Source organism: Alloacidobacterium dinghuense, from assembly GCF_014274465.1.
Classification (GTDB): domain Bacteria; phylum Acidobacteriota; class Terriglobia; order Terriglobales; family Acidobacteriaceae; genus Alloacidobacterium; species Alloacidobacterium dinghuense.
Genome location: NZ_CP060394.1, coordinates 5,185,606 through 5,208,213, shown reverse-complemented (window position 1 = coordinate 5,208,213; position 22,608 = coordinate 5,185,606). Strand labels below are relative to the sequence as shown.

21 protein-coding genes are annotated in these 22,608 nt (G+C 54.9%); 3 read left to right on the top strand and 18 right to left on the bottom strand.

What is annotated here, in order from left to right; all coding sequences use genetic code 11:
* Positions 1 to 148: 148 nt before the first annotated feature.
* A complete protein-coding gene (locus tag H7849_RS21750) occupies positions 149 to 778 on the bottom strand; it encodes a response regulator (RefSeq protein WP_186742486.1) in 630 nt (209 codons plus the stop codon).
* Between the two features lie 375 nt (positions 779 to 1,153).
* Between H7849_RS21750 and H7849_RS21745 the strand changes: the two genes are divergently transcribed.
* Entirely contained in the window at positions 1,154 to 1,921 is a 768-nt protein-coding gene (locus H7849_RS21745; RefSeq protein WP_186742484.1) for a sensor histidine kinase, read from the top strand.
* A gap of 1,017 nt (positions 1,922 to 2,938) precedes the next feature.
* Here the strand turns inward: H7849_RS21745 and H7849_RS21740 are convergent.
* From H7849_RS21740 to H7849_RS21730, 3 genes are all read right to left on the bottom strand, one after another.
* Positions 2,939 to 3,982, bottom strand: a complete 1,044-nt coding sequence (locus H7849_RS21740) for a WD40/YVTN/BNR-like repeat-containing protein (RefSeq protein ID WP_186742482.1) — start codon at positions 3,980 to 3,982, stop codon at positions 2,939 to 2,941.
* A 226-nt stretch (positions 3,983 to 4,208) separates the two neighbouring features.
* Positions 4,209 to 4,907 (bottom strand): NAD(P)H-binding protein, encoded by a 699-nt coding sequence (locus tag H7849_RS21735; protein WP_186742480.1) that lies wholly within the window; start codon positions 4,905 to 4,907, stop codon positions 4,209 to 4,211.
* Positions 4,907 to 5,368 carry a nuclear transport factor 2 family protein gene (locus H7849_RS21730; RefSeq protein WP_186742478.1) on the bottom strand — a complete coding sequence of 154 codons (462 nt, stop codon included), beginning with the start codon at positions 5,366 to 5,368 and terminating at the stop codon, positions 4,907 to 4,909. Before H7849_RS21730 ends, H7849_RS21735 begins: the two co-directional genes overlap by 1 nt.
* A gap of 93 nt (positions 5,369 to 5,461) precedes the next feature.
* On the opposite strand from H7849_RS21730, the gene H7849_RS21725 reads away from it, so the two are divergent.
* On the top strand, positions 5,462 to 5,881 hold the full coding sequence (locus H7849_RS21725) for a winged helix-turn-helix transcriptional regulator (RefSeq protein ID WP_251106397.1): 420 nt from the start codon (positions 5,462 to 5,464) through the stop codon (positions 5,879 to 5,881).
* 178 nt (positions 5,882 to 6,059) lie between these two features.
* Here H7849_RS21725 and H7849_RS21720 read toward each other — a convergent pair whose 3' ends face one another.
* The 14 genes from H7849_RS21720 to H7849_RS21655 form a co-directional block, all read right to left on the bottom strand.
* On the bottom strand, positions 6,060 to 6,428 hold the full coding sequence (locus H7849_RS21720; RefSeq protein WP_222439711.1) for an aspartate/glutamate racemase family protein: 369 nt from the start codon (positions 6,426 to 6,428) through the stop codon (positions 6,060 to 6,062).
* On the bottom strand, positions 6,403 to 7,650 hold the full coding sequence (locus H7849_RS21715) for an alginate export family protein (RefSeq protein ID WP_186742476.1): 1,248 nt from the start codon (positions 7,648 to 7,650) through the stop codon (positions 6,403 to 6,405). The genes H7849_RS21720 and H7849_RS21715 overlap by 26 nt, the downstream gene beginning before the upstream one ends.
* A 391-nt stretch (positions 7,651 to 8,041) precedes the next feature.
* A complete protein-coding gene (locus H7849_RS21710) occupies positions 8,042 to 8,785 on the bottom strand; it encodes an SDR family NAD(P)-dependent oxidoreductase (RefSeq protein WP_186742474.1) in 744 nt (247 codons plus the stop codon).
* A gap of 203 nt (positions 8,786 to 8,988) precedes the next feature.
* The gene (locus H7849_RS21705; protein WP_186742472.1) at positions 8,989 to 9,984 is read right to left on the bottom strand and encodes an amidohydrolase family protein; all 996 of its coding nucleotides are present in this window, start codon (positions 9,982 to 9,984) and stop codon (positions 8,989 to 8,991) included.
* Between the two features lie 13 nt (positions 9,985 to 9,997).
* Complete coding sequence (locus H7849_RS21700; protein ID WP_186742470.1) at positions 9,998 to 11,704, bottom strand: GMC family oxidoreductase; 1,707 nt, start codon at positions 11,702 to 11,704, stop codon at positions 9,998 to 10,000.
* Between the two features lie 122 nt (positions 11,705 to 11,826).
* A complete protein-coding gene (locus H7849_RS21695) occupies positions 11,827 to 13,299 on the bottom strand; it encodes an aldehyde dehydrogenase family protein (RefSeq protein ID WP_222439710.1) in 1,473 nt (490 codons plus the stop codon).
* A gap of 249 nt (positions 13,300 to 13,548) precedes the next feature.
* Complete coding sequence (locus tag H7849_RS21690) at positions 13,549 to 13,824, bottom strand: hypothetical protein (protein ID WP_186742468.1); 276 nt, start codon at positions 13,822 to 13,824, stop codon at positions 13,549 to 13,551.
* A gap of 171 nt (positions 13,825 to 13,995) precedes the next feature.
* On the bottom strand, positions 13,996 to 16,212 hold the full coding sequence (locus H7849_RS21685) for a sigma 54-interacting transcriptional regulator (protein ID WP_186742466.1): 2,217 nt from the start codon (positions 16,210 to 16,212) through the stop codon (positions 13,996 to 13,998).
* Positions 16,213 to 16,363: 151 nt separating this feature from the next.
* On the bottom strand, positions 16,364 to 16,861 hold the full coding sequence (locus tag H7849_RS21680) for a nuclear transport factor 2 family protein (RefSeq protein ID WP_186742464.1): 498 nt from the start codon (positions 16,859 to 16,861) through the stop codon (positions 16,364 to 16,366).
* Positions 16,854 to 17,564 carry a pirin family protein gene (locus tag H7849_RS21675; protein ID WP_186742462.1) on the bottom strand — a complete coding sequence of 237 codons (711 nt, stop codon included), beginning with the start codon at positions 17,562 to 17,564 and terminating at the stop codon, positions 16,854 to 16,856. The genes H7849_RS21680 and H7849_RS21675 overlap by 8 nt, the downstream gene beginning before the upstream one ends.
* Positions 17,552 to 18,499 carry an aldo/keto reductase gene (locus H7849_RS21670; protein WP_186742460.1) on the bottom strand — a complete coding sequence of 316 codons (948 nt, stop codon included), beginning with the start codon at positions 18,497 to 18,499 and terminating at the stop codon, positions 17,552 to 17,554. Before H7849_RS21670 ends, H7849_RS21675 begins: the two co-directional genes overlap by 13 nt.
* A gap of 72 nt (positions 18,500 to 18,571) precedes the next feature.
* Entirely contained in the window at positions 18,572 to 19,150 is a 579-nt protein-coding gene (locus H7849_RS21665; RefSeq protein ID WP_186742458.1) for a YceI family protein, read from the bottom strand.
* A gap of 209 nt (positions 19,151 to 19,359) precedes the next feature.
* Positions 19,360 to 20,238: a helix-turn-helix domain-containing protein gene (locus tag H7849_RS21660; RefSeq protein WP_186742456.1), complete on the bottom strand. Its 879-nt coding sequence runs from the start codon at positions 20,236 to 20,238 to the stop codon at positions 19,360 to 19,362.
* Between the two features lies 1 nt (position 20,239).
* On the bottom strand, positions 20,240 to 21,292 hold the full coding sequence (locus tag H7849_RS21655) for an LLM class flavin-dependent oxidoreductase (RefSeq protein ID WP_186742454.1): 1,053 nt from the start codon (positions 21,290 to 21,292) through the stop codon (positions 20,240 to 20,242).
* A gap of 289 nt (positions 21,293 to 21,581) precedes the next feature.
* Between H7849_RS21655 and H7849_RS21650 the strand changes: the two genes are divergently transcribed.
* Positions 21,582 to 22,208, top strand: coding sequence for an NAD(P)-dependent oxidoreductase (locus H7849_RS21650; RefSeq protein WP_186742453.1), 627 nt, complete (start codon positions 21,582 to 21,584; stop codon positions 22,206 to 22,208).
* Positions 22,209 to 22,608 lie beyond the last annotated feature (400 nt).

Below are 22,608 nucleotides of genomic sequence, written 5' to 3'. Positions count from 1 at the left end.
AAGGATTCGGATCGTTACAGTCTCCTTCGTCTGTTGGTGACAGCTTCCCATTCCCGCCAGGAAAAGTGAGATTATTGCCAGTCTAGTACAGCGGGAGATTGAGGCGCGAAACGTGTGCATGAGCCCAACTCCTGAACCTTGGCTGCGGTTAAATGCGGAGAAATCCGCGCCGTTGTGCAATGGTCACTGCATGCGTACGATCATTCGCACCCAGCTTCATCATCACGTTCTTGACGTGAAAGTTGACGGTATTTTCTGAGATCGCCAACCGATCTGCGATCTGCTTGTTGCGATATCCGTCGCGCACAAAGCTGAGGACCTCGACCTCACGCGTCGTCAGCTCCTCATAGCCGACGTGTTCGGCTAGTCGTGCGGCTACTTCTGGCTGCACGTGGCGATGCCCGGCGTGGGCAGATCGGATGACATTCAGGAGTCTGGCTCGATCCAAACTCTTGAGAATATAGCCAGCTGCTCCAGCGCGTAGTGCGCGCTGAATCTCCGCCTCCCTGTCGAACGTGGTGAGCATAATGATGCGAGCCTGAGGAAATTCCTCGCGAATCGCAATCAAAGCATCGGTGCCGCTTGCATCTGGCAGGGAAAGATCCATCAGCGTGATGTCGGGGCGGTGTTTACGAAAGGCGTCGATCGCCTCGGCAGCGTTCGATGCCTGTGCAACCAGAATCATATCTTCCTCAGTACTGAGGATTACTCCTAATCCGGCACCAAAGACCGGGTGGTCATCAACACTGAGTACTCGAATGCGAGAGTCGGGGAACATTTTCAGGCGCCGTAGAAACGAAACACAATCCTTGACTTACGATGCGCAATTGTAACTTGTCGATTCAATGTTGATGAACCGCCATCATTCTTATCAAACGCTGGAGATGGGAAGTAACCGAAAAGTCCAGGAGATCGCCTACCAGAATTGGTAGGTGAAATCATCTCGAATCTGGCGTTGCGAGATGGATCGATCTGGAATTCAATCAAGGCTGGCATGATCGCTCGGACGCCGCCAAAGAGGAATCTGTAGTCGTCGACGCCGTCGCCCGTGTCAGTAAACTGACAATTCCTAAGTTGATTTGCAAATTATCGCGTGAGCTGTTCAGCACCTTCGCTCACATTATTCGGCAATTCTCAAGCATTCAAACGCCTGATGAACCTAGAACCATGGTATCGATCCCCGGAAGTTCTGGCAGCGATCGCTGTCTTCATTGTGATCGTTGTCTTGTTGATCTATCTATTGCGCCAAAAACATTCAATCTCACGCTTTGATGGCCTGCTAGACCACCGGCTTGCACATCAAACGCGACATACCCGAGATCTGAACGATTCCTTTCTGCAGACCGTGGAGACTGGCAAGTTGCTTGACGACGACGGACCGTCCAACTACGACAATGTGGCGGACATGCGCCGGACTCTGAAGAGATTCTCTGAGTGGCTCGGACAAGCGACTGAGGTGAGAAAGCCGGCTCTAGATTCTCTCCGCTCTCCAACCGAGCACTGTAACGACTTGCTCGAGGCGATCCCTCGCACGAACGAAGAAGGTACTGCAACGAAGTCGATAGAGGTTACGTTCGCGCTGGTTGGCGAAGTACAAGAGACGCACTCCATTGTCAGCAATGAAATCTTTTGCATTGGCTGCGAAGCTATTCAGAACGCTTATATGCATTCAAAAGCGACGAATTTGAGAGTGGAGCTTGAGTTCGGTCAGGATCTTTCGTTGTGCATCATCGACAACGGAATCGGAATCGATCTCACTCCACTTAAGCAAGGAGATCAGACGCAATCCGGTCTCCGGCGAATGAGGGAGGCAGCCTCGCGAATTGGGGGACAGTTGACGATCTCGAGTTCGGCTTCTCTTGGAACTCAAGTTCGCGTCCGATTGGGGTCGATTATCTTTCGTAAAGGCGCCGGGCAATGAGGCGCTCAAGCTCGACAAAAGAATTAATCGCACGGTCGGAGGTAAGAACCCCGAGCTCTTCGAAATCGGCTCTTACAGTTCGGACAAGCCTCGCGGGAAAGTAGTAGGCAACCTTGTTTGACGGCACTGCCACATTCAATTGGGACGAGCATGAATAGCGATTACACAACGATCGATGATGTTCGCAAGCTGTTCACGAAACATATGAACAGTCTTTATTTGCTCGCCCTTTTGCTAACTGGAAATCAAGGGGATGCGGAACGATCCTTCGTCGCTGGTCTCGCCGACTGCGTGGATGGAAACCCCGTCTTCAAAAAATGGGCACGTTCCTGGGCTCGGCGCATCATAGTCGGCAATGCGATTCGGATAATGGGGCCTCATGTCAGCCTCGCTAGGTCGACAGCAAGTGCGTCCGATTCGGCAAAGCAAGATCCTCCCAAGATGCTTTTGGAAGAGTCTCCATTTGCGAGCGTGCTCGCGCTTGAAGACTTTGAACGCCTCGTATTTGTGCTTTCAGTTCTCGAGCGATACCCGGCCCAGGAATGCGCAGCTCTTTTAGGTACTTCGACACAAGAAATCTTGGAGACACGGATTCATGCTCTTCAACATATGGTGGAGTTCGCTAATGGAAAGTCCCACCTTCGTCAATCGGTTTCAGGAATCAAGCAGAAGCTAAGCGCTACTGACGAATTCGCTCGCAGGAGCCTTTCATGAGCCGCACTTCGGTTAACGGTTGAATTGCCGACTGAATTTATCGATCCGCACCGCTGGGGTCGCTTTCGACCTCGGGACAAGTACTTCACTTGGCCGATCATCCGTGAGTAAGACTCACGAAGCGGTCTGGGCGCCACGGCGGTCAAATCTTCTTCGATGATTGGTCCCAACCCCACATTTGTCGCCCGCACCAGCAAAAGGGGATGGTCGCCACCAGACATCGTCGCTACCCGTCTTTGCAAAATGTACTTTATTTGTCGATTTCTGAACTGGATGTTCCGTGGCTCGAGTTCTCCTTGCTCGTCAAAAATTGAGTGCGGCTAGAGCGGTTGGGTGCATATCACGCCAGTCTTCGAGCCCCGTCAAACGAGCCCAGGCTTTGGCTGTGGGCTCTTTCGAGAAGACGCCCAGATTCGAGAGGGCGAACCAACTCCCCGGTTGTTCAGCATGGGTGGCAAGCACCGGAATCAGACTTCGGTCGCAAGGGAAACGTTCGGCGTCCTCCACCCAGAGATCCGCTTCGCGGCGGAAAATAGAAGATCCTCCACGCGCGTGTGCCCTCTGCGGACTCGGCGATGCGGCGACCCGAATGTCCTCGGGATTGGTGGGATGAATGGCAACGCCGTACAGGTACGGTGCAGCTTCCAGACCTTTGCCGAAGTAGATCCAGGTATCTCCGCCGTCCGGGCTTTCGGCAAAGGACCTTCCTGCTCTCAGTAATGCGTCGCCGAGGGCCGCGTAGAGGCGTAGCGGAGCAAGCGGATGGGTGAGCAACACGTGTGCATCCACGGGGCTATCGGGCAACCGGTCCATAAAGGTCCTGCCGCTGTCGCGGGAACGAATCATGGCGCCAGCCTCAATGGCCAGGTGCATGCAACCGTCGCAGGTGTGGGCGATGCACTGGACGTGGTGAGTCCGCGGCCGCGGAGGAAAAGACCAGTTCGTGCGGGAAGGCAAGTCGAGAGCGGACACGAGTTCGAAGGTGTCGCCATGGTCAGTGGAACGGTATATGCGGCTTGGTTCCGTGCCGACCCACACGGCATGCCGGCCATCTGCCTGAGGAGCGGGATCGACGGACACGAAGGTCGTCTCGCGCGGCTCAATCGCACCGCCGGTCGGCCAGTCGAAGAAACCTTGCGGGGTTCCGACGGGCAGCCACGTCTCACCCGCATCCTCACTGCGCCAAAGTCCCCGGTTGTAGGTAGCGCAATACGCTCGAGCAGGCTCGCTGGGGTCCATGGCGAATGCCATCGGCTGGACGCCGGAAAGCACTGGTCTAAGACCGTCACTCGCGTCCAACTCGAATCTATAGAGCCCGCCGGTAAGTCCAATCAGCAATATGGTCATTGTGCACCTCAGTGCCCGTCGACCGGGCCTTCAATCCATGCCTCGAATGAGGCGGTCGTCAACTCCCACGAACAAATGATGCTTGAGACGGCAGCGGGAATACTCAACGTGATTTTGACTACCCGCAGCTTGCTTTCGTTTTGGATGCAGAGATAAGGGAGCCATCGGCCTAGTGGTCGCAATGGCAGGCACGCCTTACGCCTGAACCATCAGTTTCCGCCCGCTCTTATTGGGGATCTGGATAGACCAGGGTTCGAATGTCGCGGTTCTCCAGAATTACCTGCTCCGTTCCCGCACCTGTACGGATCGCGACATCCACCATGGACTTAGCCAGGTCATCGGCACGAATCACCTGGTTGGGGAACAGGAGCTGAAACACGGGGTATACCGATCGCAGCAAGCGGTAGCTGAAATTCGGTTCCTTTCGTGGTTCTACTGGATAGATATAGGCTGGCCTGAAGATGTAGAGCCGAGGAAACCCCGATCCGAGGAGCGCCTTCTCAGCCTCACCCTTGTAACGCGCAAACGCCATGCGGCTTCGTCCCGTAGGATCAGCACCGCTCCCGCTCAAGAATGAGAACGATGCGTTTGGGCAACTGTTACGAAAAACTCGCGCGAACTCGACCGTATAGTCAACGGTGATCATTCGCATTTCGGCGTCTGTCACCGTTCCGGTATACGTGCCCAGGCAAAAGACCGCTGCGTCCTGACCTGCCAGAGCCCGTGCAAGCTCGGAGCAGTCGCTAAAATCCTGATGCAGGACCTCATCGAACTTAGCGTGCGATATACCAGTCTTCCTGCGACTGATCGATGTCACTCGTTCGACAGCCGGAAGGCTCAGTGCATAGCGAAGAGCGTAGCCGCCGACCATGCCCGTCGCGCCCACGATGATGAGCCGCATGCGACCCGCCACCGGAGTGTTCATCACAGCGCACGCTCTTCAATCCAGTCGACGTAGAGCAGGCGCTCGGCAAACAACCACGCGCCGTCCGCCTTCACAAAGGTGTCATAGTAGCGCAGGTAAGCCACCATTAGGCGCCGCTTTTCACCCTCCACCGTGAGATGGTGTGCTATGCAGTAAGCTTCCCCAGTGGCCCGACTGCCGGTGAGCGAGAAGATAGTGCTCTGTCCAACGAAGTGCATCGTTGCGTCGTATTTGTTCAAGTCTGCGAAGACGGGAGCGAGTTCCTCGCGCGAGTGCAGTTCCTGCGAGGGTATCGAGTCCTTCGCATTCATATACACCACGAAATGCGTGTCCACCGTAAAGAGAGACATCTGGCCTTGCGCGTCACGACGGTCCGCGCAATGCGCGTATGCCTCGACCAATTCCCGAATAGCAAGTCGATCCGCGGCTTCCTGGGGTGAGATATCAACGTGTTTGCTCATGGTCCGGCTTCCTCTCCATTGTTTAGTATCGAGAGGGCAGTATACTTTCGCAATAAGGCACCTTTTATGCCTGTACTAACCACGGGGTAACTATTGAAGAAGATAAGCCCAAAGCCGCCATTCAACTGGGAACATATCAAGGGATTTTGCGAGTCCCTCACTGACGACGAGGATTCACTCACGCGCGAGATGGTAGCGTGCATCGCTGACAAGTGGTCTCTCTGGACGATGAGCGTTATCGCTGAATACCGGCGCCCAATGCGTTTCTCTCGCATCATGGAGAACGTCGCAGTCATCAGCCAGAAATCCCTGACCAAGACGCTTCGTGGTCTCGAACGCGACGGCCTCATCACCCGCAAGGTCTTCGCCGAAGTACCTCCCCGCGTCGAATACGCGATTACACCGCTCGGTGCCGAGATGCTCAACAATGTCGCACCACTTTGGCTATGGGTCGCAAAGAGCGTACATCGGTTTCAGGGCGCCCGAGCCGCTTTCGATGGTCGTTCGGTGTGAATTTTGCAATGTAACTGCGACTGGGGCTGTGATTCATCAGGGTGCACATACGAATCCTGCCAATCAACACACTGAGTGGCCACGATTGGTCCCTCAAAACGCGCTAGTGTTTACCGATTTCCTGTGAGTGAGTTTTCACTTGGATGGGAACTAAAAGATCGTTCTGACTGAAGCCCCGTCAACCGATCGCCAACCGTGCAATCGCATCGGCATGAATACCCGCACAGTCGACCAACGGGAAATCGGTCGACTGTTCGTCGAATGCAAGCGCGAGATCGGTGCCCCCAAGCATGATCGCTTCCACGCCCTGGTTCTCAAGCAACCGGTGGCTCACGTCATGGAAGAGCAAACACTGTTCCTTTGTCACAAAGCCCGACGCCGCCATCGAAATGTAGGCTTGATGCACATCGTCTAAGTCCGGTTCGTTTGGCGGGACGATCTCCGCGCTAGCGACGCGCCCGTAAAAGCGCGTCTCCATCTCAATCGGGTTTCTGAACAGCGAGGACGCTTCTCCGATGAAGTCAAAACCGATATGTAAGACCTGCATTGACGAACGCAATCTTGTCAGAGGGGGGAGACTGCTCTAGGAAGGTTCCAGGAATGAAGCCGGCGAGATTCAAGGCACCAAGGAAATGCTCGCTTATCGCCCAACGAATCTCCAAATTGGGTTGGCTGCCGATATAGTGCGCGTCACTAAGATTCGCTGGCCGTAGTGCCACGTTGTTGAAGCTATAAAGCGCATCTTTTGTGCTCTCGCGCCAGAACCAGATCCAACAGATATCTCCGGTCACATTTTGCCGAGGATGAAACCAAAATTGCGGCTGAACAGAAAGCAAATTTGCCGGCCCGATCAGCGCGAACTTCGGCCCGAAATAAGCTCCTCGCGGAAATAGCGCGTTAAATGTTCCCAGGGTAGTCGGCTGGCCGCTGTCACCGCTGATGGCGTCGGCCTGTAGACCGAAACGCGCGCGCCACACCTCACCGGGAAGCGTCCACCCTATATTCCCTCCAGTGGCCCATGCACGGATCGAGCGATTCCCGAAAGAGCCCCACTGGAACCCAGTCTCGATGTTGTAATCAAAACCTGCCCTGGGCGGCTCGCCAGGCAGGCGATTGAAATACCGTCCACCAATCATGCGCCGCTGCTCTCGTGCGGATTGGTTGCCGTATGTTGCCGACTTTGCATCGTAGTCAAGAAAGTAGGCATCGGACATGAACCGCGGGCTCCAGCGCAGATTCGAAGCGTACAAGCCCCAAAAAGTGATCGTTGGGTTAGGTATGTCATCCCACGCGCCTGGGTTGATCTCTACCGGCTTGACAGCGATCAGATCGATGCGGCCCGCTGGTTTGTCGTACCCTACACGGATGCCATCGAACGCGCTTCTTACATTCACCCCCTCGTTGTCATCCAAAAGGCGTCCTGTTCCGAGCACGACTTCCTGGCGCCCGACAATGACATCCCAACCGGGGTGCGGGTCGTGCAGATTTCCCCCGAACTCGACGAAACCTTCATGTCCATCGGCGATGTCCTTATCGATTCCCGGTCGCGGATATTGGCCCGTGAACTCATCGAAGAACGGAGTAACAAAGACGCGCGCGTGATCTCCCAGGCGGAGGTCGATATCGGGCATTAGCCGCACAAGAACAACGCCTGGATTTTGTGGGCCCGCGCCCCAATTATTGTTGCCGAGGTACTGAAACTCCGTCCGGCTCTCAAGCCCGAAGGTTAGGTAGTTTGTCCCGGAGTCGTTCAGCGGAATGAATTTCAATCTGTCGTAACGATCCACTCGCAGGGACGGATCGCGTAGAAAGCTCCAGTCTTCAAACCTCGGAAAAGGACTCAGTGGAGGCCGAACTCCCGGTTGCGGGGCATGGAGGGGCGTTGGGTCTGGTGTCTGTGCCTTCAGCGTGCCCGTAACAAAAACGCAAAGCAAGAAAATAAGGAAACATACTGCCTTTGAAAAGTTTCTCAAAGCCCTATGCTGCCTAATATCACGCGAGTTAACAGTGAAAGCCGGAATATTCATGATGTGAGGTCTATGGGTCGCCTAAGTATTATTCACATCGGTGCCCGTAACCAACGCTACGTGCGGTAGATCCCTGCTGGGGAACGCGTCGCGGGCTGAGTAAACCAACCGCCTCCTACTCGTGTTCAAACATCTAGCCGATGCGATATTGACCGCCATCGACGACGATTGCCTGCCCGGTGATGAATGCAGCCTCATCGCTTGTTAAGAACAGAATCGCGCCCGTCACATCTTCCGGTGCTCCGATTCGCTTGATGGCCTGCTGTTCCCATGTGGCGCGCTTCTGCTCGTCCGATTGGAGGGCAGTCGCCGATGTGCTCGTCAGCCCGGGCAGTACCGCATTCGCTGTAATGCCGTCACTCGCAACATCGTTCGCTAGACCCCTCATGAACCCGATGATTCCCATCTTCGAGGCGATGTAGTGGCTCATGCCCGGTATGGCCAAGCCAACCATGTTTGACGATATGCCGATGAAGCGGCCCCACTTCTTCTTTCTCATCGCGGGCAAGAAATGTTTTGCGCTGAGGAAGTGTGAGTCGAGATTTGTCGCCATGGTTTTTCGCCATGTCGACAGGTCCAATTCATCAATGGAGCAATTTGGAAAGTAACCCGCATTGTTCACGACGATATCTACCTCGCCCACCTCCCCGCTTTTGTTGGATACCGAGTTCCAATCCTCTTCACGCGTCACGTCGAGCTGAAGCGCATATCCCGCGGGCCCAATCTTCCTTGCGGTTTCATGCGGTGGCTTGAGGTCGGTCGCAATCACCCGTGCACCTCGTTCCGCCAGCGCGAATGCGATCGCCTGGCCGATGCCTTGGCTGGCACCGGTCACCAACGCTACGCGTCCTTCGTGCGTTCTAATTGCAGTCTTCATCTGCTAGTCCCCCCTTGCTGCTGACTCTAGAAATGTTCCCACTGACTGGAGCGCCCACCCATGACAAATCCGTGCGCCATCCCATCCATACCTCCAGCGTGGCGTCGATGCCGGCAGCCACGGCCCGTGCGACTTGCCTGGGCATCGGAGCTCATCACGCGAATTGCGCCCGCGCAAAAATGAGGGGCCGTTGAGAACTCCGGCTAAGACGTTGTGACGAGCGCGCGACGTGCAGAGTGCAGGCGAGGAAAGAGGCGTAATGCATTGCCTCCGAGGATAGCGGTCTTTTCCAGATCGTTAAGCTCAACGCTTTGCAGGATCCGTTGTATCGAATGAACCGCAAGGTCCCGACGAAGATACGGGAAATCCGTGCCATACAAAACTTGGCTGATTCCTGCCACGTCCCGCAGCATGCGCAGCACGGGGTCGCTTGCGGCGAGAGCAGTATCCCAATAAATCCGGCGGAACATATCCGCGGCTGTGCCTCGCTGGTCACCGCTCGGGATGAACCCCATTTTGTCGATGATGTCGAAACGCGCCGCAAGATAGGGGATCGACCCTCCAGCGTGAGAAAAGATGTACTTCACATTTGGTGTGCGCGCGAACCTTCCTGTGTAATGCATCTGAGCGACGGCGCGGTTCGTGTCTGTTGTGAAGTCGATCAGATTGTCGGGCAGCCCCAGTGAATGAGCAACCGGGTCAGGCGATGGATTCGGATGCACATAGACAACGGCTTTGCGGCGCTCAAGTTCTTCGAACACCGGCTCCAGGACCGGATCTCCGAGATAGACGCCGTTGGAATTCGTGAAGAGAACGATGCCATCGAGCCCGAGTCCATCGAGTGCATGCGAGAGTTCCTCTAAAGAAGCGTCGACATCCGGAAGCGGAAGGCAGGCAAAGCCTCCAAAACGGTCGGGCCGTGCATGAGTGAGTTCCCCCGAAAACTCATTACACTGTCGCGCTAAGGATCGCGCTTTTGCGCTATCTCCCGTGTGGACGCCGGGCGTACTGAGCGACAGAACGGCGATGTCGATCCCGGCGTCATCCAAAAATGAGATGGCAGCCTCCTTGGACCATCGCAGCGGTGCAAGCCCTCCGACTGGAGCATGCGCGTTTTCCGTCGCCTCCCAGAAGAAGTCGGGTAATAAATGCTGATGCGTATCGATCGTCACCGGTGTGCCTTTTGAATTGCTCCTCATGTTATCCCTGTTTTCAGCTGAGAATGAATTTGGCGGCGCGCCCCGCAATCATATGGGTCGGCGCGTTGGTGGGCCCGGTAATGATCCGCGGCATAACTGACGCGTCAGCTACGCGCAGATTTTCAAGACCATGCACGCGAAGCTTCGGATCGACCACAGCGAGCTCATCCACGCCTATTTTGCATGTGCCAACAGCATGTCCGAAGCTCGCCGAGCCTAGTCTCGCAAGCTCTCGGATATCCTCAGACGTCGCCTTAGGGCCAGGAACGACTTCGATCTCGCGCACGCCGTCAAAAGCATGTTGATTCCCCAGTTCGCGTGCAGCTTCGATGGCGCGTACGATGGCCGCAAAATCTTGGTCAGTCCCGAGATAGTTGCCATTGACTACGGCAGCATCCTGAAATCTATTGCTGGCCAAACGGACGGAGCCTCTACTCGTTGGCTGCACCAGCGCCGGTGCGATCGTGAAGGCATCGTCCGGCGGCGCACCAAATCGCGCCGCAGCCTCGGGTGTAACCGCTGGCAGCTGTTCAAGAACAAGATTGATGTCGGTATCGCCGGAGGAACCGCTCGACAGGTAAGCCTCTGCCTCGACGGCATCGCTGTCGGCCGGCCGTTTCGGCATCTTGCCCTTGTACTTAAACACAACCCCGGACACGAGTACATGGTCTTGCAGATTGGCGCCAACTCCAGGTAGGTTTTCGACGATTTCAATTCCGAGCCCCTGAAGCGCCTTCGCCTCTCCAACGCCGGAGAGCATCAAGAGTTTCGGCGTATGAATGGAGCCGGCGGTCAAGACGACGTCTTTGCTGGCAGCGATATCTTTTTCCACGCCTTCTGTAATCAACTTGACGCCCACGCACCGAGTGCCTTTGAAGTTCAGTTTCACGACATTTGTATTAAGGAGAAGGGTCAGGTTTGGCCTGGCCAACTCCGGGCGAAGAAGGGCGCGAACGGCGCTTACCCGAGTCCCATCGGCGGCGATGTTCATGTTGATGAACCCGGCGCCAGCCCGCATTGGTCCGTTTACGTCGTCGAGGATGGGCATCCCCATTTCTCGTGCAGCTTCGACAAAAGCTGGCGCTGTTGGATGAGGATCTCCAGGGCGGCGGATATGGATGGGACCGCCTGCACCTCGCCAGGAATTGGCGCCTCCCTCCCAATCCTCCTGACTCTTGAAGACCGGAAGCACGTCAACGAAAGCCCACCCCTTCGCACCGCTCTTCTCCCAGCCGTCGTAATCGCGCTGCATGCCGCGAGTCCAAACCATGCCGTTAATACTGCCTCCGCCCCCAAGCACGTGACCGAGAGCCATGTTGAATTTGCGATTGTTCAACTGTGGCAGCGGTTCGAGAGGCAAGTGGTAGTCGAGCGGCCCTCCAACGTTGTAAAACCATATGCTCGGGTTCGCGATGGTCGGCGCGTCGTCGGGTCCTCCCGATTCCACCAGGAGAACCTGTGCGCCGGATTTCGACAGTTCGGCTGCCAGGACTGAACCGGCTGAGCCTGCGCCCACGACGATGTAGTCATAGTGCGCCTGGAGCGAAGTTCGCCGCTCTATTTGATTTGCGTTGGCCGCAAGGGCCTCGTTGAGCGAAGGACCAAAAATACTGGTAGCAGCTGCCGCTCCAAGTATCGAGAAAAACTTGCGGCGGTCTAAGCGGCCAGTAGACAGTTGATCGAGAACAAACTGTTTCTTTTCATTCGAAACATGAATCACTTTGAGCTCCAGAATCTGACTGTTATTCCTTCGGAAGTCGGCGCGCAGGCGGAATCCCGCTCTTGTTTGCGTTGTTGCTCAGGTCGCGATGGAGAGATTTGATTTCGATCGTCACTTCGCGGTCAAAAGGGATACTGGCGCTGACCACTGTGGGCGTTGATCCAAATCACGTCGCTGAAATCGTCGAGACTGCGGGGCCTTGTTCGACCCCACCCGCTGTCGCGAACGCCACCCATCGGTGCGTGAATCTCATCATTTACTGTCGGTGAATTCACGTTCACGATTCCAGCTAGAATCTTTGGCGCCATTTCAAATGCTTTGTAAGTGTTGCCAGCCAGAATCGAAGACGTGAGCCCGTACATTGTGCGGTTTGCTGCGGCAATTGCTTCCTCGGGTGTATCCACCGCCTCGACCACGACGACCGGCCCGAAAGTCTCTTCGTTGGCGATGGCGGCATCGAGAGGAACATCGGTCAGAATTGTAGGGAAATAAATCTGCCCATCGTGTTTCGCGCCGGTGTGAGCCTTCGCTCCACTTGCGCGCGCCTCCTGAACACGATCATCGATCAGCTTTACGGCATCAAGAGTAATGATTGGACCGATAATTGTTTTCGGGTTCAGCGGATCGCCCGCCTGTAGGGTATTGGTCCGTGCCACAAACTTGCCGAGGAACTCGTCGTAGATCTTGCGCTGAATGATGATCCGGCGAGTGTTGAGGCAAATCTGCCCTTGATGAAAGAAAGACCCGAACGTCGCCGTTCGAACCGCGAAGTCCACATCGACGTCGTCGAGAATAATCATTGGATTGAAGCCGCCAAGCTCCATCACGGTTCGCTTCAAGAGCCTGCCCGCTCTCTCGGCCAACATGCGAGCCGTCTTCACTCCGCCGATCAGATTGATGATCCGAACTTCAGAACGGTCAAAGAACTCGTCGGCAATTGGACCAGCGGCTCCTGGCGCATGCGTAATAACGTTAATCACTCCCGCTGGGAACCCGGCTTCCTCAGCAACTTCCGCGAGCATGATTCCAGCAGAGACAGGAGCGAACTCGGATGGCTTAACGACAACCGTGTTTCCAGCGGCCACCGGCGATATGACGGCTCGCCAGGATAGGATGTTGGCGCCGTTCCATGGAGTGAAGCTCGCGCAAACGCCTAATGGCCGTCTCACTCCGATCGAATGAGTATTGGGCTGGTTGGTTTCGAGGACCTCGCCTTTGGGCAGATACACCCACCCTGCAACCTGCTGCAGGGTGGCCGCAACCAGGTCCATCTGGAACACGGAGAATGAAATGGTTGACCCTGTTTCGCGAGCGAGGATTTCAGCGATTTCGTTTCGACGACGTCTGACGATCTCGGATGCCTTCAGGAAAAGACGTGCTTTTTCTGCAGGCGTCGTTTCGGCCCATCCTGGAAAAGCTTCAGCTGCCGCATTCACGGCGGCATGAGCATCCGCCCGGGATCCTGCCGCCACGCGAGCAAAGAGCCTTCCACTGTAGGGCTCGTGGACTTCAAAGGTTTTGTCGTTCTGTGCATTCTTCCACTGATTGTTGGCGTAGTAGCTGTATGTTCTTACATCGGTCTGTAGCTCAGTCACGATTGACTCATCTCCTGTTGCTCAGTTGGCTCTTACGTTCCCACCCGTTATGGTTGTGCAAGAATCGGGCCACTCAAATCCATTGATTTTCAGGAGGTTAGCGCGAGTGTCGCTCCCCACTTTTTGAGATTTCGCGATAGATGGGGAAAAGGGATGCGGCAGGTGAATGAGACACGGAGAAAGCGCTCGAAACCGGTCGTCGGCACGAAACAAATCTGGACATCCCGCCTACCGGCGGGAACCGCGTCGCTATTTGTCGTCTCGATAGGCTCTTTTCTCTTGAAGCATCCACCTGCGAATGTAGGATGAGCAATTAAACACCTCAATGCCCTGAACCACACACTCATTCAGCAAGCGAACCCCATCGATATCGACAACGTCGACTTCGTCCAGATCCAAAGTTGCCGGCTGGCCAACCTGTTCGATTTCGGCACGCACATCATCGATGTACGCGCATCGAAGTTCGCCAGACAGACAAATTCGTGTCCCGTGTTGCTCGCAAATCCGTGTGATTTTCAACGTCATCGCCGCCCCTCCAACCCGCTGGAGCGAAATGCAAAGAGAAGGCCGTTACAATTCATTCGCCGTCAAAGGTTTAGAGCCGGCGAAAGTCTCAGGTTTTCGGGATTTCCCACTCAACGGGTAAAACGCGGAAGGGCTGTGTTCAAGATTTCTTGGCTGGCGGCATCAGCCGGCCTAGGACTTGAATCGAAACTTGTCGATTCCCAGGCGTTTGATTTTCGCTTCAAGGGTGGAATCGGGAATACCCAGTTGAGTGGCTGCGCCTGCTGGTCCTGATATCCGTCCGTGACTCTGCGCGAGCGCGGCTTCGATCACTTCCTTTTCGTGCGCCAGCAACGCACCGTTGAGAGCCGCACTTGAATGCGCAACCTCGGTTGGCTTTCGCTTGAGCCACGCTTCGTCCACGCTAAACGTATCTGAGTCACTCAAGGTAACAGCGCGCTCAATCACGTTTTGCAATTCTCGGACATTCCCTGGCCATCCGTACTCTTGCAGAATTTTCAGGGTCTTCTTCTCTATGGTTTGAAACTTCTTCCCCATCTTCCTTCCGAATCGGGCAATGAAGTATTCGACAAGAATAGGAATGTCGGCCGCCCGCTCGCGTAGCGAGGGCATAGAGATCGGGACGACATTCAATCTGTACAAGAGGTCTTGGCGGAACTTACCTTCACTCACAAGCTCATCGAGGTCACGATGGGTTGCGGCCAACACTCGGACGTCCACGGGAATAGGCCGGTCGCTACCGACACGTTCGATCTCACGCTCCTGCAGCACTCGCAACAATGCGATCTGAATATCCGGAGGCAGATCCCCTACTTCATCCAGAAGAATGGTGCCACCGTTCGCGGCTTCAAAGCGTCCCAACCGTCGATGCGTAGCGCCAGTAAACGCCCCCTTTTCGTGCCCAAAGAGCTCCGAGGCAATCAGCGAAGCGGGGATTGCGCCGCAATTCACGCCAATAAATGCCCGTCCCGCACGCTTGGAACGCTTGTGGATCGCGCGAGCAATCAACTCCTTGCCTGTACCGGTTTGACCCAGAATAAGTACGGTTGAGTCTGAGATCGCTACTTTGCTGACGTGTGACAGCACCTTGCGCAGAGGCTCCGAAGAACCGACGATCTCCTCAAACATCGACGTCTGATTCAGCTCTTCACGCAAGGCGGCGTTTTCACGTTGCAGGCCCTCCTCGGCACGCTTGCGATCATCGATATCGGTACACGCGACGTACCACCGGAGGATTTGTCCATGCTCGTCGCGCAATGAGTTATAGCGGGTCAGGAACCAACGATAGCTTCCATCCCCATCGCGCAATCGCAATTCCAGCTGGCCGCCTGAACCGTTAGACTGGACCTCGGCAAAATAAGCGAGCTCTCGCTCCCGGTCATCCGGATGAATGAAGGCTGCCGGGGCTTGTGTTTGCCTCCACGCTTCGAGACTAATCCCTGCGAAATCAAGCCCGGGTTTATTGAGATAGAGACGCTCGCGACTGGGTCCGTATATCCCAATAAGTTGAGGCGCGAGGTCCAGAACCTGCCGGAGTTCGAGTTCGTTTCTGCGTAGCTCCTCTGTCAGCTGCTCCTGCTCTGTGACGTCGATTCCGGTACCTACGAAAGCTTGGAAAGAGTCGCCGTGACTCAACGGAACGCCGACGCAACGAACACTACGAATCGCTCCGTCAGGTCGCACAATCCGCTTGGTGAAGTCGAATCCGCTGTGTGCCGCGAACATCTCCTGAATGTTCCGCGACACGAACTCTCGATCTTCCGGGTGTACGAGCGCCAGATATTCGGAAACGCTCGGAGCTTTAGTTGCAGGATCGAGACCGTGAATCTTGAACAACTCGGAGGACCAGTGCTCGAATCCGTCATTGTTCAATGTCCAACTGCCCGTGTGCGCAAGCCGCTGTCCCTCATCGAGGTAGAATTCCGCTTGCTTGCGTTCGTCGATATCGAGATTAATCCCAACCCAACACACGAGTGTTCCGTCACTCATTCGCAGAGGTTCTGCTCGGCTCAGAAACCACCTGTATCCTCCTACGGCATTTCGAACTCGAAAGGCCACCTCGCCCGCACTTCCGGTGCGAAGACACGTAGACCACACTCGACGTGTCCCTTCGTGATCATCCGGATGCAGCAGATGAATGTGAGAATCCCACGCCCCACCGGGATCTGCCCCAAGACGAAGAGGATGATCCCTGGGTAGCCCGAGATATTCGGCGCATCGCGAATTCACGAAAACAAGCACACCGGATGGACTTGCATACCACACATATGCCGGAATGACGTTGGCCGTAGCGCGCAGTTGGGCCATGATCGAGAATTGTTCTTCGGGAGTGCCGATTGCATTTACTCCGTTGAGCGGGTCGGGCTCATATGGCGGGAACTCAGCCATGCTTGCGTTATCCCGACAAACCTTGAGATCTTGTACTGCCTTCTATGGATGCACGCCATGCTCAAAAAGAAGCGCCGAACTTACGCCACGGCAAGACCTAGGCCGAATACTAGCGGGAAACGAGCTTGGAAGCAGAAGCCACGCATCGAAGCTACTGTCCCGAATCGACGTGCGCTCCGGTATTCACCCATCTCCCATTGCGTTTCTGAAAGATCTCCGTGGAGCGGCAATTGAGGGACTCCTGCTTTCCCTCACTTCCCATGGTGATTTTTACCAACGAATAGAGGACAGCCACATCGCCGAAGCTCTGGATGTCAGTACGCGGGAAAGAAAGGAACACGAGCTTCCCACCATGATCGGCGAAAGCTTTGGCCCCCGCTAGAAATTCATTGCGATTTTGCCAATGTGCTTCGCCGGGATTGATGGTCAGGAAGTCTTCACCAATCAACTCCTCGAGTTTGACTTGATCGTTCGAGAAATAGCTATCCCACACTTGTTGACGAACTCTGAGCAGTTCTTTTTGTTCGGAGGACGTAGGCGTCGTCTGCGCTCGTGCAAGGCTGAATGATGTGACAGTGAGCACGAACGTCACAACGAAAACGCTGATTACACGCCGCAAATACTTCGTTCCTGGATTTCGATCAGGCATGCTTGTCCCTCGTCACGATTAACACCACCTCTGCGTCTAGCTGAGCCTCAATTCGCAGGGCCTGTTCTTCACGGATGACGAGCCCTTCTCGCGCTTCCACGCGTACCCCGTTCACGTTTACGCGTCCTGAGGCCGGCACAAGGTAAGCAGCATCACCAGAACCCAACGGATACTCTGTAACACTTCCTCGCTCTAACAGTGCGCCAGATACCTCTGCATCCGCGCGCATGGAAAGAACCTCTTCGTCAGTTGTTCTTCCACTGGCAAACGTTACGAATCGACCAGCGCGATCGGCTTTTGGAAATGGTTTTGTGCTCCATTGAGGAGAACCTCCTTGATCCTTCGGGGAAAGCCAAATCTGAAACAGCCGCGCCGGGACGTCCTCTATATTGGTTTCCGAATGGAGGATTCCCGTTCCAGCACTCATCACCTGTACGTTCCCCGCTTCGATTTGACTACGGTTGCCTTGATCATCCTGGTGCGTCACCGTTCCGTACCGAACATACGTGATGATCTCGACATTGGCGTGGTGATGAAGACCGAATCCAGAATGGGGAGCGATCTCGTCATCGTTAAAAACATACAGATTCCCAATTGGAGCATGTGCGGAATTTCCATACTCGCCGATAGCAAAGTGGTGCTTCGCCTTAAGCCAGCCATTTTCCCTGCCGGCTATATCTTCCAGCGCTTTCAGTTCGACCATAAATACCCTTTCAAATTGATGACAGCCGATGGCACATTACCATCTGCTTTGGTAGCGGCAGGATTAGGAGGTGTAGGATCCCATAAGGGTGCAAGGCCTGGTGGGTCCACGATGCGACTACTATGTCGAGCCAACCTAACGATTGCGCTCATATCAACTTCTTCAAGAGAGAAGTCGAAGATGTTGAGATTTTCTTTGAGGCGTTCTTCCCGCTCGGTGCGGGAAAGTACTACGACACCGTTTTGCTGCAACAGCCACCTCAGAACTATCTGAGAAATGGACTTGTTGTATCGTCTAGCAATCCGTTGAAGGACAGGATCCGAAAATACCTCTCCGACCGCCATCGCACAATACGCGGTAACTGCCGCTCCGGCTTGCTGTGTGGCTGTGATGAGGCGCTCCTGGTTGAGATATGGATGATATTCAAATTGATTTGTGGCGAGGGGAATGTCCGACAACTCAACCGCTCGTTGCAGCAGTGCACGATTGAAATTGCTTACGCCTATGCTGAGTACCTTGCCTGCGTGCACTAATGCATTCAAATGCCCGAGCTGGTCTTCGAGCGGCACCGCTGCGCTTGGCCAATGCAGCAACAGCAAGTCGATATAATCGGTGCGCAACGCTTTTAGGCTCTCGTTCACTGATCGCTCAAACCGGCGTTGTTCGTAGTTGCTGACCCAGACCTTTGTGGTAATGAAGACATCATCGCGCGATACGCCAGACCTCTGTATGCCTTCACCGACGGCGTCCTCATTCCCATATATCTGCGCAGTATCGATGTGACGAAAGCCCGCCCGTACAGCATGAACGATCAGGTTCGCGAGCTTCGAACCATGCATGCCGAACGTTCCGAACCCGATGCACGGAATTCCAGCACCGTTGGCGCAGATCGAACTTGATGCGTCACTAGTCGTAGTTACTCCAACCTGTGACATATATCTCCTCCAGTCTCATCACACGCACGACTGCAGCCCAGAGAACAAATTGAAGAGCAGTCGCACTTGTCTTTATTTCTGGCTCAATTCCAAATCGATCGTGATCTTGATCTCATCGCTGACTACACTGTTCGGATACTTCGCCCCAAAGTTAAAATCACTGCGTTTGATTGTGGTTGTCGCGGAGAGACCCGTCACGATATCTCCCTCCATGCCTTTCTGCGGGGCCGCAGGATTCTCTGTTTCCAAAACCACTGGTCTGGTCACGCCGGCGATGGTCAGGTCTCCGAATACCTGATATCCACTATCGGACTTCTTGACCGCCGTCGACCTGAAGGTGATTCGCGGATACTTCGAGATGTTGAAGAAATCAGCACCCTTGATCGTCTTGTCGCGATAATCGTTAGCCGTGTTGACGGTTTTTGCATCCAGTGTCGCCACGACGCTATCGCGTGATGGGTCATTTGGAATCCATTCGACCATTCCAGTGACATTGCTAATCGAACCCCGGATAGTTGTTACTGAAAGATGTCGCGCCTGGAATGTTGCTTGCGTATGGACGGGATCTATCTTCCAGGAATTTGTCTGTCCGAAAGCCTGTATGGCAAGGATCGCAACGACAACAGGGAGCAATCGCAAAACATTTTTCATTCGAGCTTTCTCCTAAAGCATAGGTCTTCGAATCTTCTGGAAACCTATGACTTCACGATAAGCACAATCTTCTGCGGCGTCTTACACCTTCGTTCCAAATGTTTTATAGATTATTGCTGCTGCGAAGCATCGGTCGAAGATTGGCCCGCGTCAAATGCACGATCTTCGATCGTAATACCGCAGGATTATCTTGCCTTGGAAACTTTGTTTCACTTGATTCGGCGGTATTCAGCAGGCGTAATGCCTGTCTGTTTCTTGAATGCCAGTGTGAGATGAGCCTGGCTCGAGAAGCCACTGGCAGCAGCTATCTCTGCAACACCAAGAGGACTGGCAGTGAGCAGCTTTTCCGCATGCGCGACGCGGCGCTGCATTACGTATTGATGTGGTGTCGTGCCCGTTGATTCGCGGAACATACGCAGGAAGTGTGCCCTGCTATAACCCGCCTCTCGAGCGAGAATCTCGAGAGTAATGTCTTGGTCGAGCGAGGATTCCACGAAATCTTTCACCCGAGCAAGTCGATTCCCGGGAAGAGCCGATATCTTGGTGGGAACCTCGATCGGCACTGCGGTCCCAAGATGTAGGAATCGCGACGCAAGTGCTTGGGCAAGAGACTCTGCGAAAAGTCTTCCAGTCGGATTGCCAGCATCGAACTCTGCAACGAGCAATTGCATCAACTGATGAAGCGCTTTGTCCTTGAGCCCGGAGCGAAATACCAGGCGTTCGGGATCAAGACCCCTTATATCCTCTGCGATTTCGTCGATAAAGTTCCCGTCGAATGAGCAGTACACTAACTCTGCAGGCGATACCAGATGCATCGTGGGGACCGGCCCCTTGGGAATCACCGTAACCTGTCCGGCGGTCTTGCGTACAAAAACGGTACCCGATTTGGTCTCGTGCTCGCCACGCATAAGCGGAGAACCGACCAACGCCAGAATATTTTGATGGGCTTGGTCGTTGATGCGCATGTTGACGCCAGCCAATTGCCGCTCCAGGAGAAAACCGCTCCAGGCAAAGTCAGAGCTTGACCGGATGATAGAAAACTCGCCCGTACACAACGCGGAAAGCGCCGGACTTGCATTCAGATTCATCTCAACTCACCAATGATTCTCTCTGGATTATCGCCCGCGCGATGGGTGCGACCTTTGTGCCAAGAAGCTCGATGGCTCGCATTCTGTTGGCATGCGGCAGAGACGCAATGCTCATCTGAAACGTTAACCGCGATATGCCTCCGAGAGCTTCATCAAAGGCAAGAACTTTCTCGACAACTCGTTCCGGCTCACTCACCAGCATAGCTCCGTTGGCACCACGGACTGCTTCGTAGTGGGAACGAGTCACCGGCGCCCAACCTCGTTCCTTACCTATTTCAGTAAAGGACCGAGCATAACCCGGGAAGAACTCGTCAGCGGCCTGCTGGTCTGTGTCTGCAACGTAACCGAGGGCGTGGATACCTACGCGCAGACTCTCAGATTGGTGCCCTGCTTCTTCTCCCGCCTGGCGATAGAGATCGATGAGCGGTCGGAATCTGTGTGGTTGTCCACCAATGATGGCTACCATCAGGGGCAGTCCGAGCTGCCCTGCCCTCACAAATGATTCTGGTGTCCCACCGGCACCGAGCCAAATGGGAAGCTTTTCCTGTAACGGGCGTGGATACACAGGCTGGCCATCTAGTTGGGGACGAAAACGGCCCGCCCAATGTACCTGGGAGTTCTCGCGCAGCTTGAGTAGCAAATCCAGCTTCTCCGCAAACAGGGCGTCGTAGTCTTTGAATGCAAGACCAAAGAGCGGAAACGCTTCGGAGAAGGAACCTCTCCCCACGACCATCTCCACTCGTCCGCGAGAAATGAGATCGATCGTAGCAAACTGTTGAAATACCCGGACCGGATCGTGAGCGCTGAGAACGGTTACCGCGCTCGTCAGGCGAATTCGCCGGGTCACAGCGGCTGCGGCTGCCAGGAGAGTCTCCGGCGCCGAATCAAGGAATTCGGCTCGATGGTGCTCTCCGATCCCGAATACATTCAGACCAACCTCGTCGGCAAGCTTTATTTCGTCAAGAAGGTGAGCGAGGCGATCCTGGGGGCTCAGGCTCGCTCCGGTCAACGCGTCCGGTACTGCCGCAACGAAGCTATCGATTCCGATCTCCATTTCAATCTTCTGGGCTCCTGTGGAACGAAAATGCCTGTTGCAACAGATTCCTATAATCGCTACGGGATGCTTTAATTGCTTAAATGCCGGAATCCTTGCCAGGGATGAGAGCGAACGCAACTAGAAGATCATTTCCCGACCATGTTTCGTACGAGTTTCCAGGAAATTGCCAAGCCTTACAGAATAGTGCGTGAATCTGACCCGATGAAGCTTCACGGTGAGTCCACCCTTACGCTCCGACATCTACTTCACCGGATGTGAGAGATCACAAACCAGCAAAGGAGATGGCATGAAGATAGCGGTTATTGGAGCAACGGGAAAAACGGGTCAAAGAGTAACAACGGAGCTCTTGCAGCGTGGTCACCATGTGACAGCAGTGGTTCGCAACCCCTCGAAGGTCCAGAACCACAAGAACCTGAGCGTCGTTACGAGCGACCTTAGCGACGCGAAACAGATCGCCGGCGCTTTGGAGGGCGCCGATGCAGTCGTAAGCGCATATGGCGCGCCCGCTGATAACACGGAGCAAGTTATTACCGTCACCCGGCACATCACCAATGCAGCAAAGCAGAACAAGCAGCGCCTCCTCGTCGTCGGCGGAGCCGCCAGCTTGTTCATCAAACCCGGCGTTACAGTCCTGGCGGCCGGCTACGTCCCTGAGTGGGGGATTCCGATTGCCACGGCTCATAACAAAGTGCTCGAAGATCTCCGGCGCAGCGACGTAGACTGGACCTATTTCTCACCTGCGGCCTTCTTCGAGCCTGGCGAGCGCACCGGCAAGTTTCGCCTCGGCAAGGACGACCTGATCGCCGACGCTTCAGGCAAAAGCCACATCTCCATGGAAGACTATGCGATCGCGACCGTGGATGAACTAGAGAAGCCGGCACATCGCCGCGAGCGGTTCACCATCGGCTACTGAACCGTGCTTGACACGCAAAGACGCCTGCCGCCGGCGTAGGCTTCGTTGAAGTCGGCTTGGCGGTAGGTGTAGTCGCGGTCAACAACCCTGGCGGCGCCAGATGGACTCGTGAGTTATTTTGTGGTGCGTTGAGCAACCAGCCGGTGGCCCAATCTAACGACCGACTGGGCTTCGCAAATTCGCACAGGATCTCCTTAGAACGCTCATCCTGTACCTTCGGTACTACGATCTCCACCGTCAAGTTCCAGGATTGTAGGCCATTGGAAGTTGGCCAATCATTGGCTGGGCCACGATAATCGCCAACGCGCCCGTCGAGCGACCTCAATCACCTCCTGTAACCCGCATAACAAACAACACGACGGATTGACTCAGTTCTCCCCGAAGTATTTGAAGGTAAGTT

Bases quoted from the DNA above. Each gene is read 5' to 3' on its own strand.
- H7849_RS21750 (WP_186742486.1), bottom strand. From the start codon at position 778: ATGTTCCCCGACTCTCGCATTCGAGTACTCAGTGTTGATGACCACCCG.
- H7849_RS21745 (WP_186742484.1), top strand. From the start codon at position 1,154: ATGAACCTAGAACCATGGTATCGATCCCCGGAAGTTCTGGCAGCGATC.
- H7849_RS21740 (WP_186742482.1), bottom strand. From the start codon at position 3,982: ATGACCATATTGCTGATTGGACTTACCGGCGGGCTCTATAGATTCGAG.
- H7849_RS21735 (WP_186742480.1), bottom strand. From the start codon at position 4,907: ATGAACACTCCGGTGGCGGGTCGCATGCGGCTCATCATCGTGGGCGCG.
- H7849_RS21730 (WP_186742478.1), bottom strand. From the start codon at position 5,368: ATGAGCAAACACGTTGATATCTCACCCCAGGAAGCCGCGGATCGACTT.
- H7849_RS21720 (WP_222439711.1), bottom strand. From the start codon at position 6,428: ATGCAGGTCTTACATATCGGTTTTGACTTCATCGGAGAAGCGTCCTCG.
- H7849_RS21710 (WP_186742474.1), bottom strand. From the start codon at position 8,785: ATGAAGACTGCAATTAGAACGCACGAAGGACGCGTAGCGTTGGTGACC.
- H7849_RS21705 (WP_186742472.1), bottom strand. From the start codon at position 9,984: ATGAGGAGCAATTCAAAAGGCACACCGGTGACGATCGATACGCATCAG.
- H7849_RS21690 (WP_186742468.1), bottom strand. From the start codon at position 13,824: ATGACGTTGAAAATCACACGGATTTGCGAGCAACACGGGACACGAATT.
- H7849_RS21685 (WP_186742466.1), bottom strand. From the start codon at position 16,212: ATGGCTGAGTTCCCGCCATATGAGCCCGACCCGCTCAACGGAGTAAAT.
- H7849_RS21680 (WP_186742464.1), bottom strand. From the start codon at position 16,861: ATGCCTGATCGAAATCCAGGAACGAAGTATTTGCGGCGTGTAATCAGC.
- H7849_RS21675 (WP_186742462.1), bottom strand. From the start codon at position 17,564: ATGGTCGAACTGAAAGCGCTGGAAGATATAGCCGGCAGGGAAAATGGC.
- H7849_RS21670 (WP_186742460.1), bottom strand. From the start codon at position 18,499: ATGTCACAGGTTGGAGTAACTACGACTAGTGACGCATCAAGTTCGATC.
- H7849_RS21665 (WP_186742458.1), bottom strand. From the start codon at position 19,150: ATGAAAAATGTTTTGCGATTGCTCCCTGTTGTCGTTGCGATCCTTGCC.
- H7849_RS21660 (WP_186742456.1), bottom strand. From the start codon at position 20,238: ATGAATCTGAATGCAAGTCCGGCGCTTTCCGCGTTGTGTACGGGCGAG.
- H7849_RS21655 (WP_186742454.1), bottom strand. From the start codon at position 21,292: ATGGAGATCGGAATCGATAGCTTCGTTGCGGCAGTACCGGACGCGTTG.
- H7849_RS21650 (WP_186742453.1), top strand. From the start codon at position 21,582: ATGAAGATAGCGGTTATTGGAGCAACGGGAAAAACGGGTCAAAGAGTA.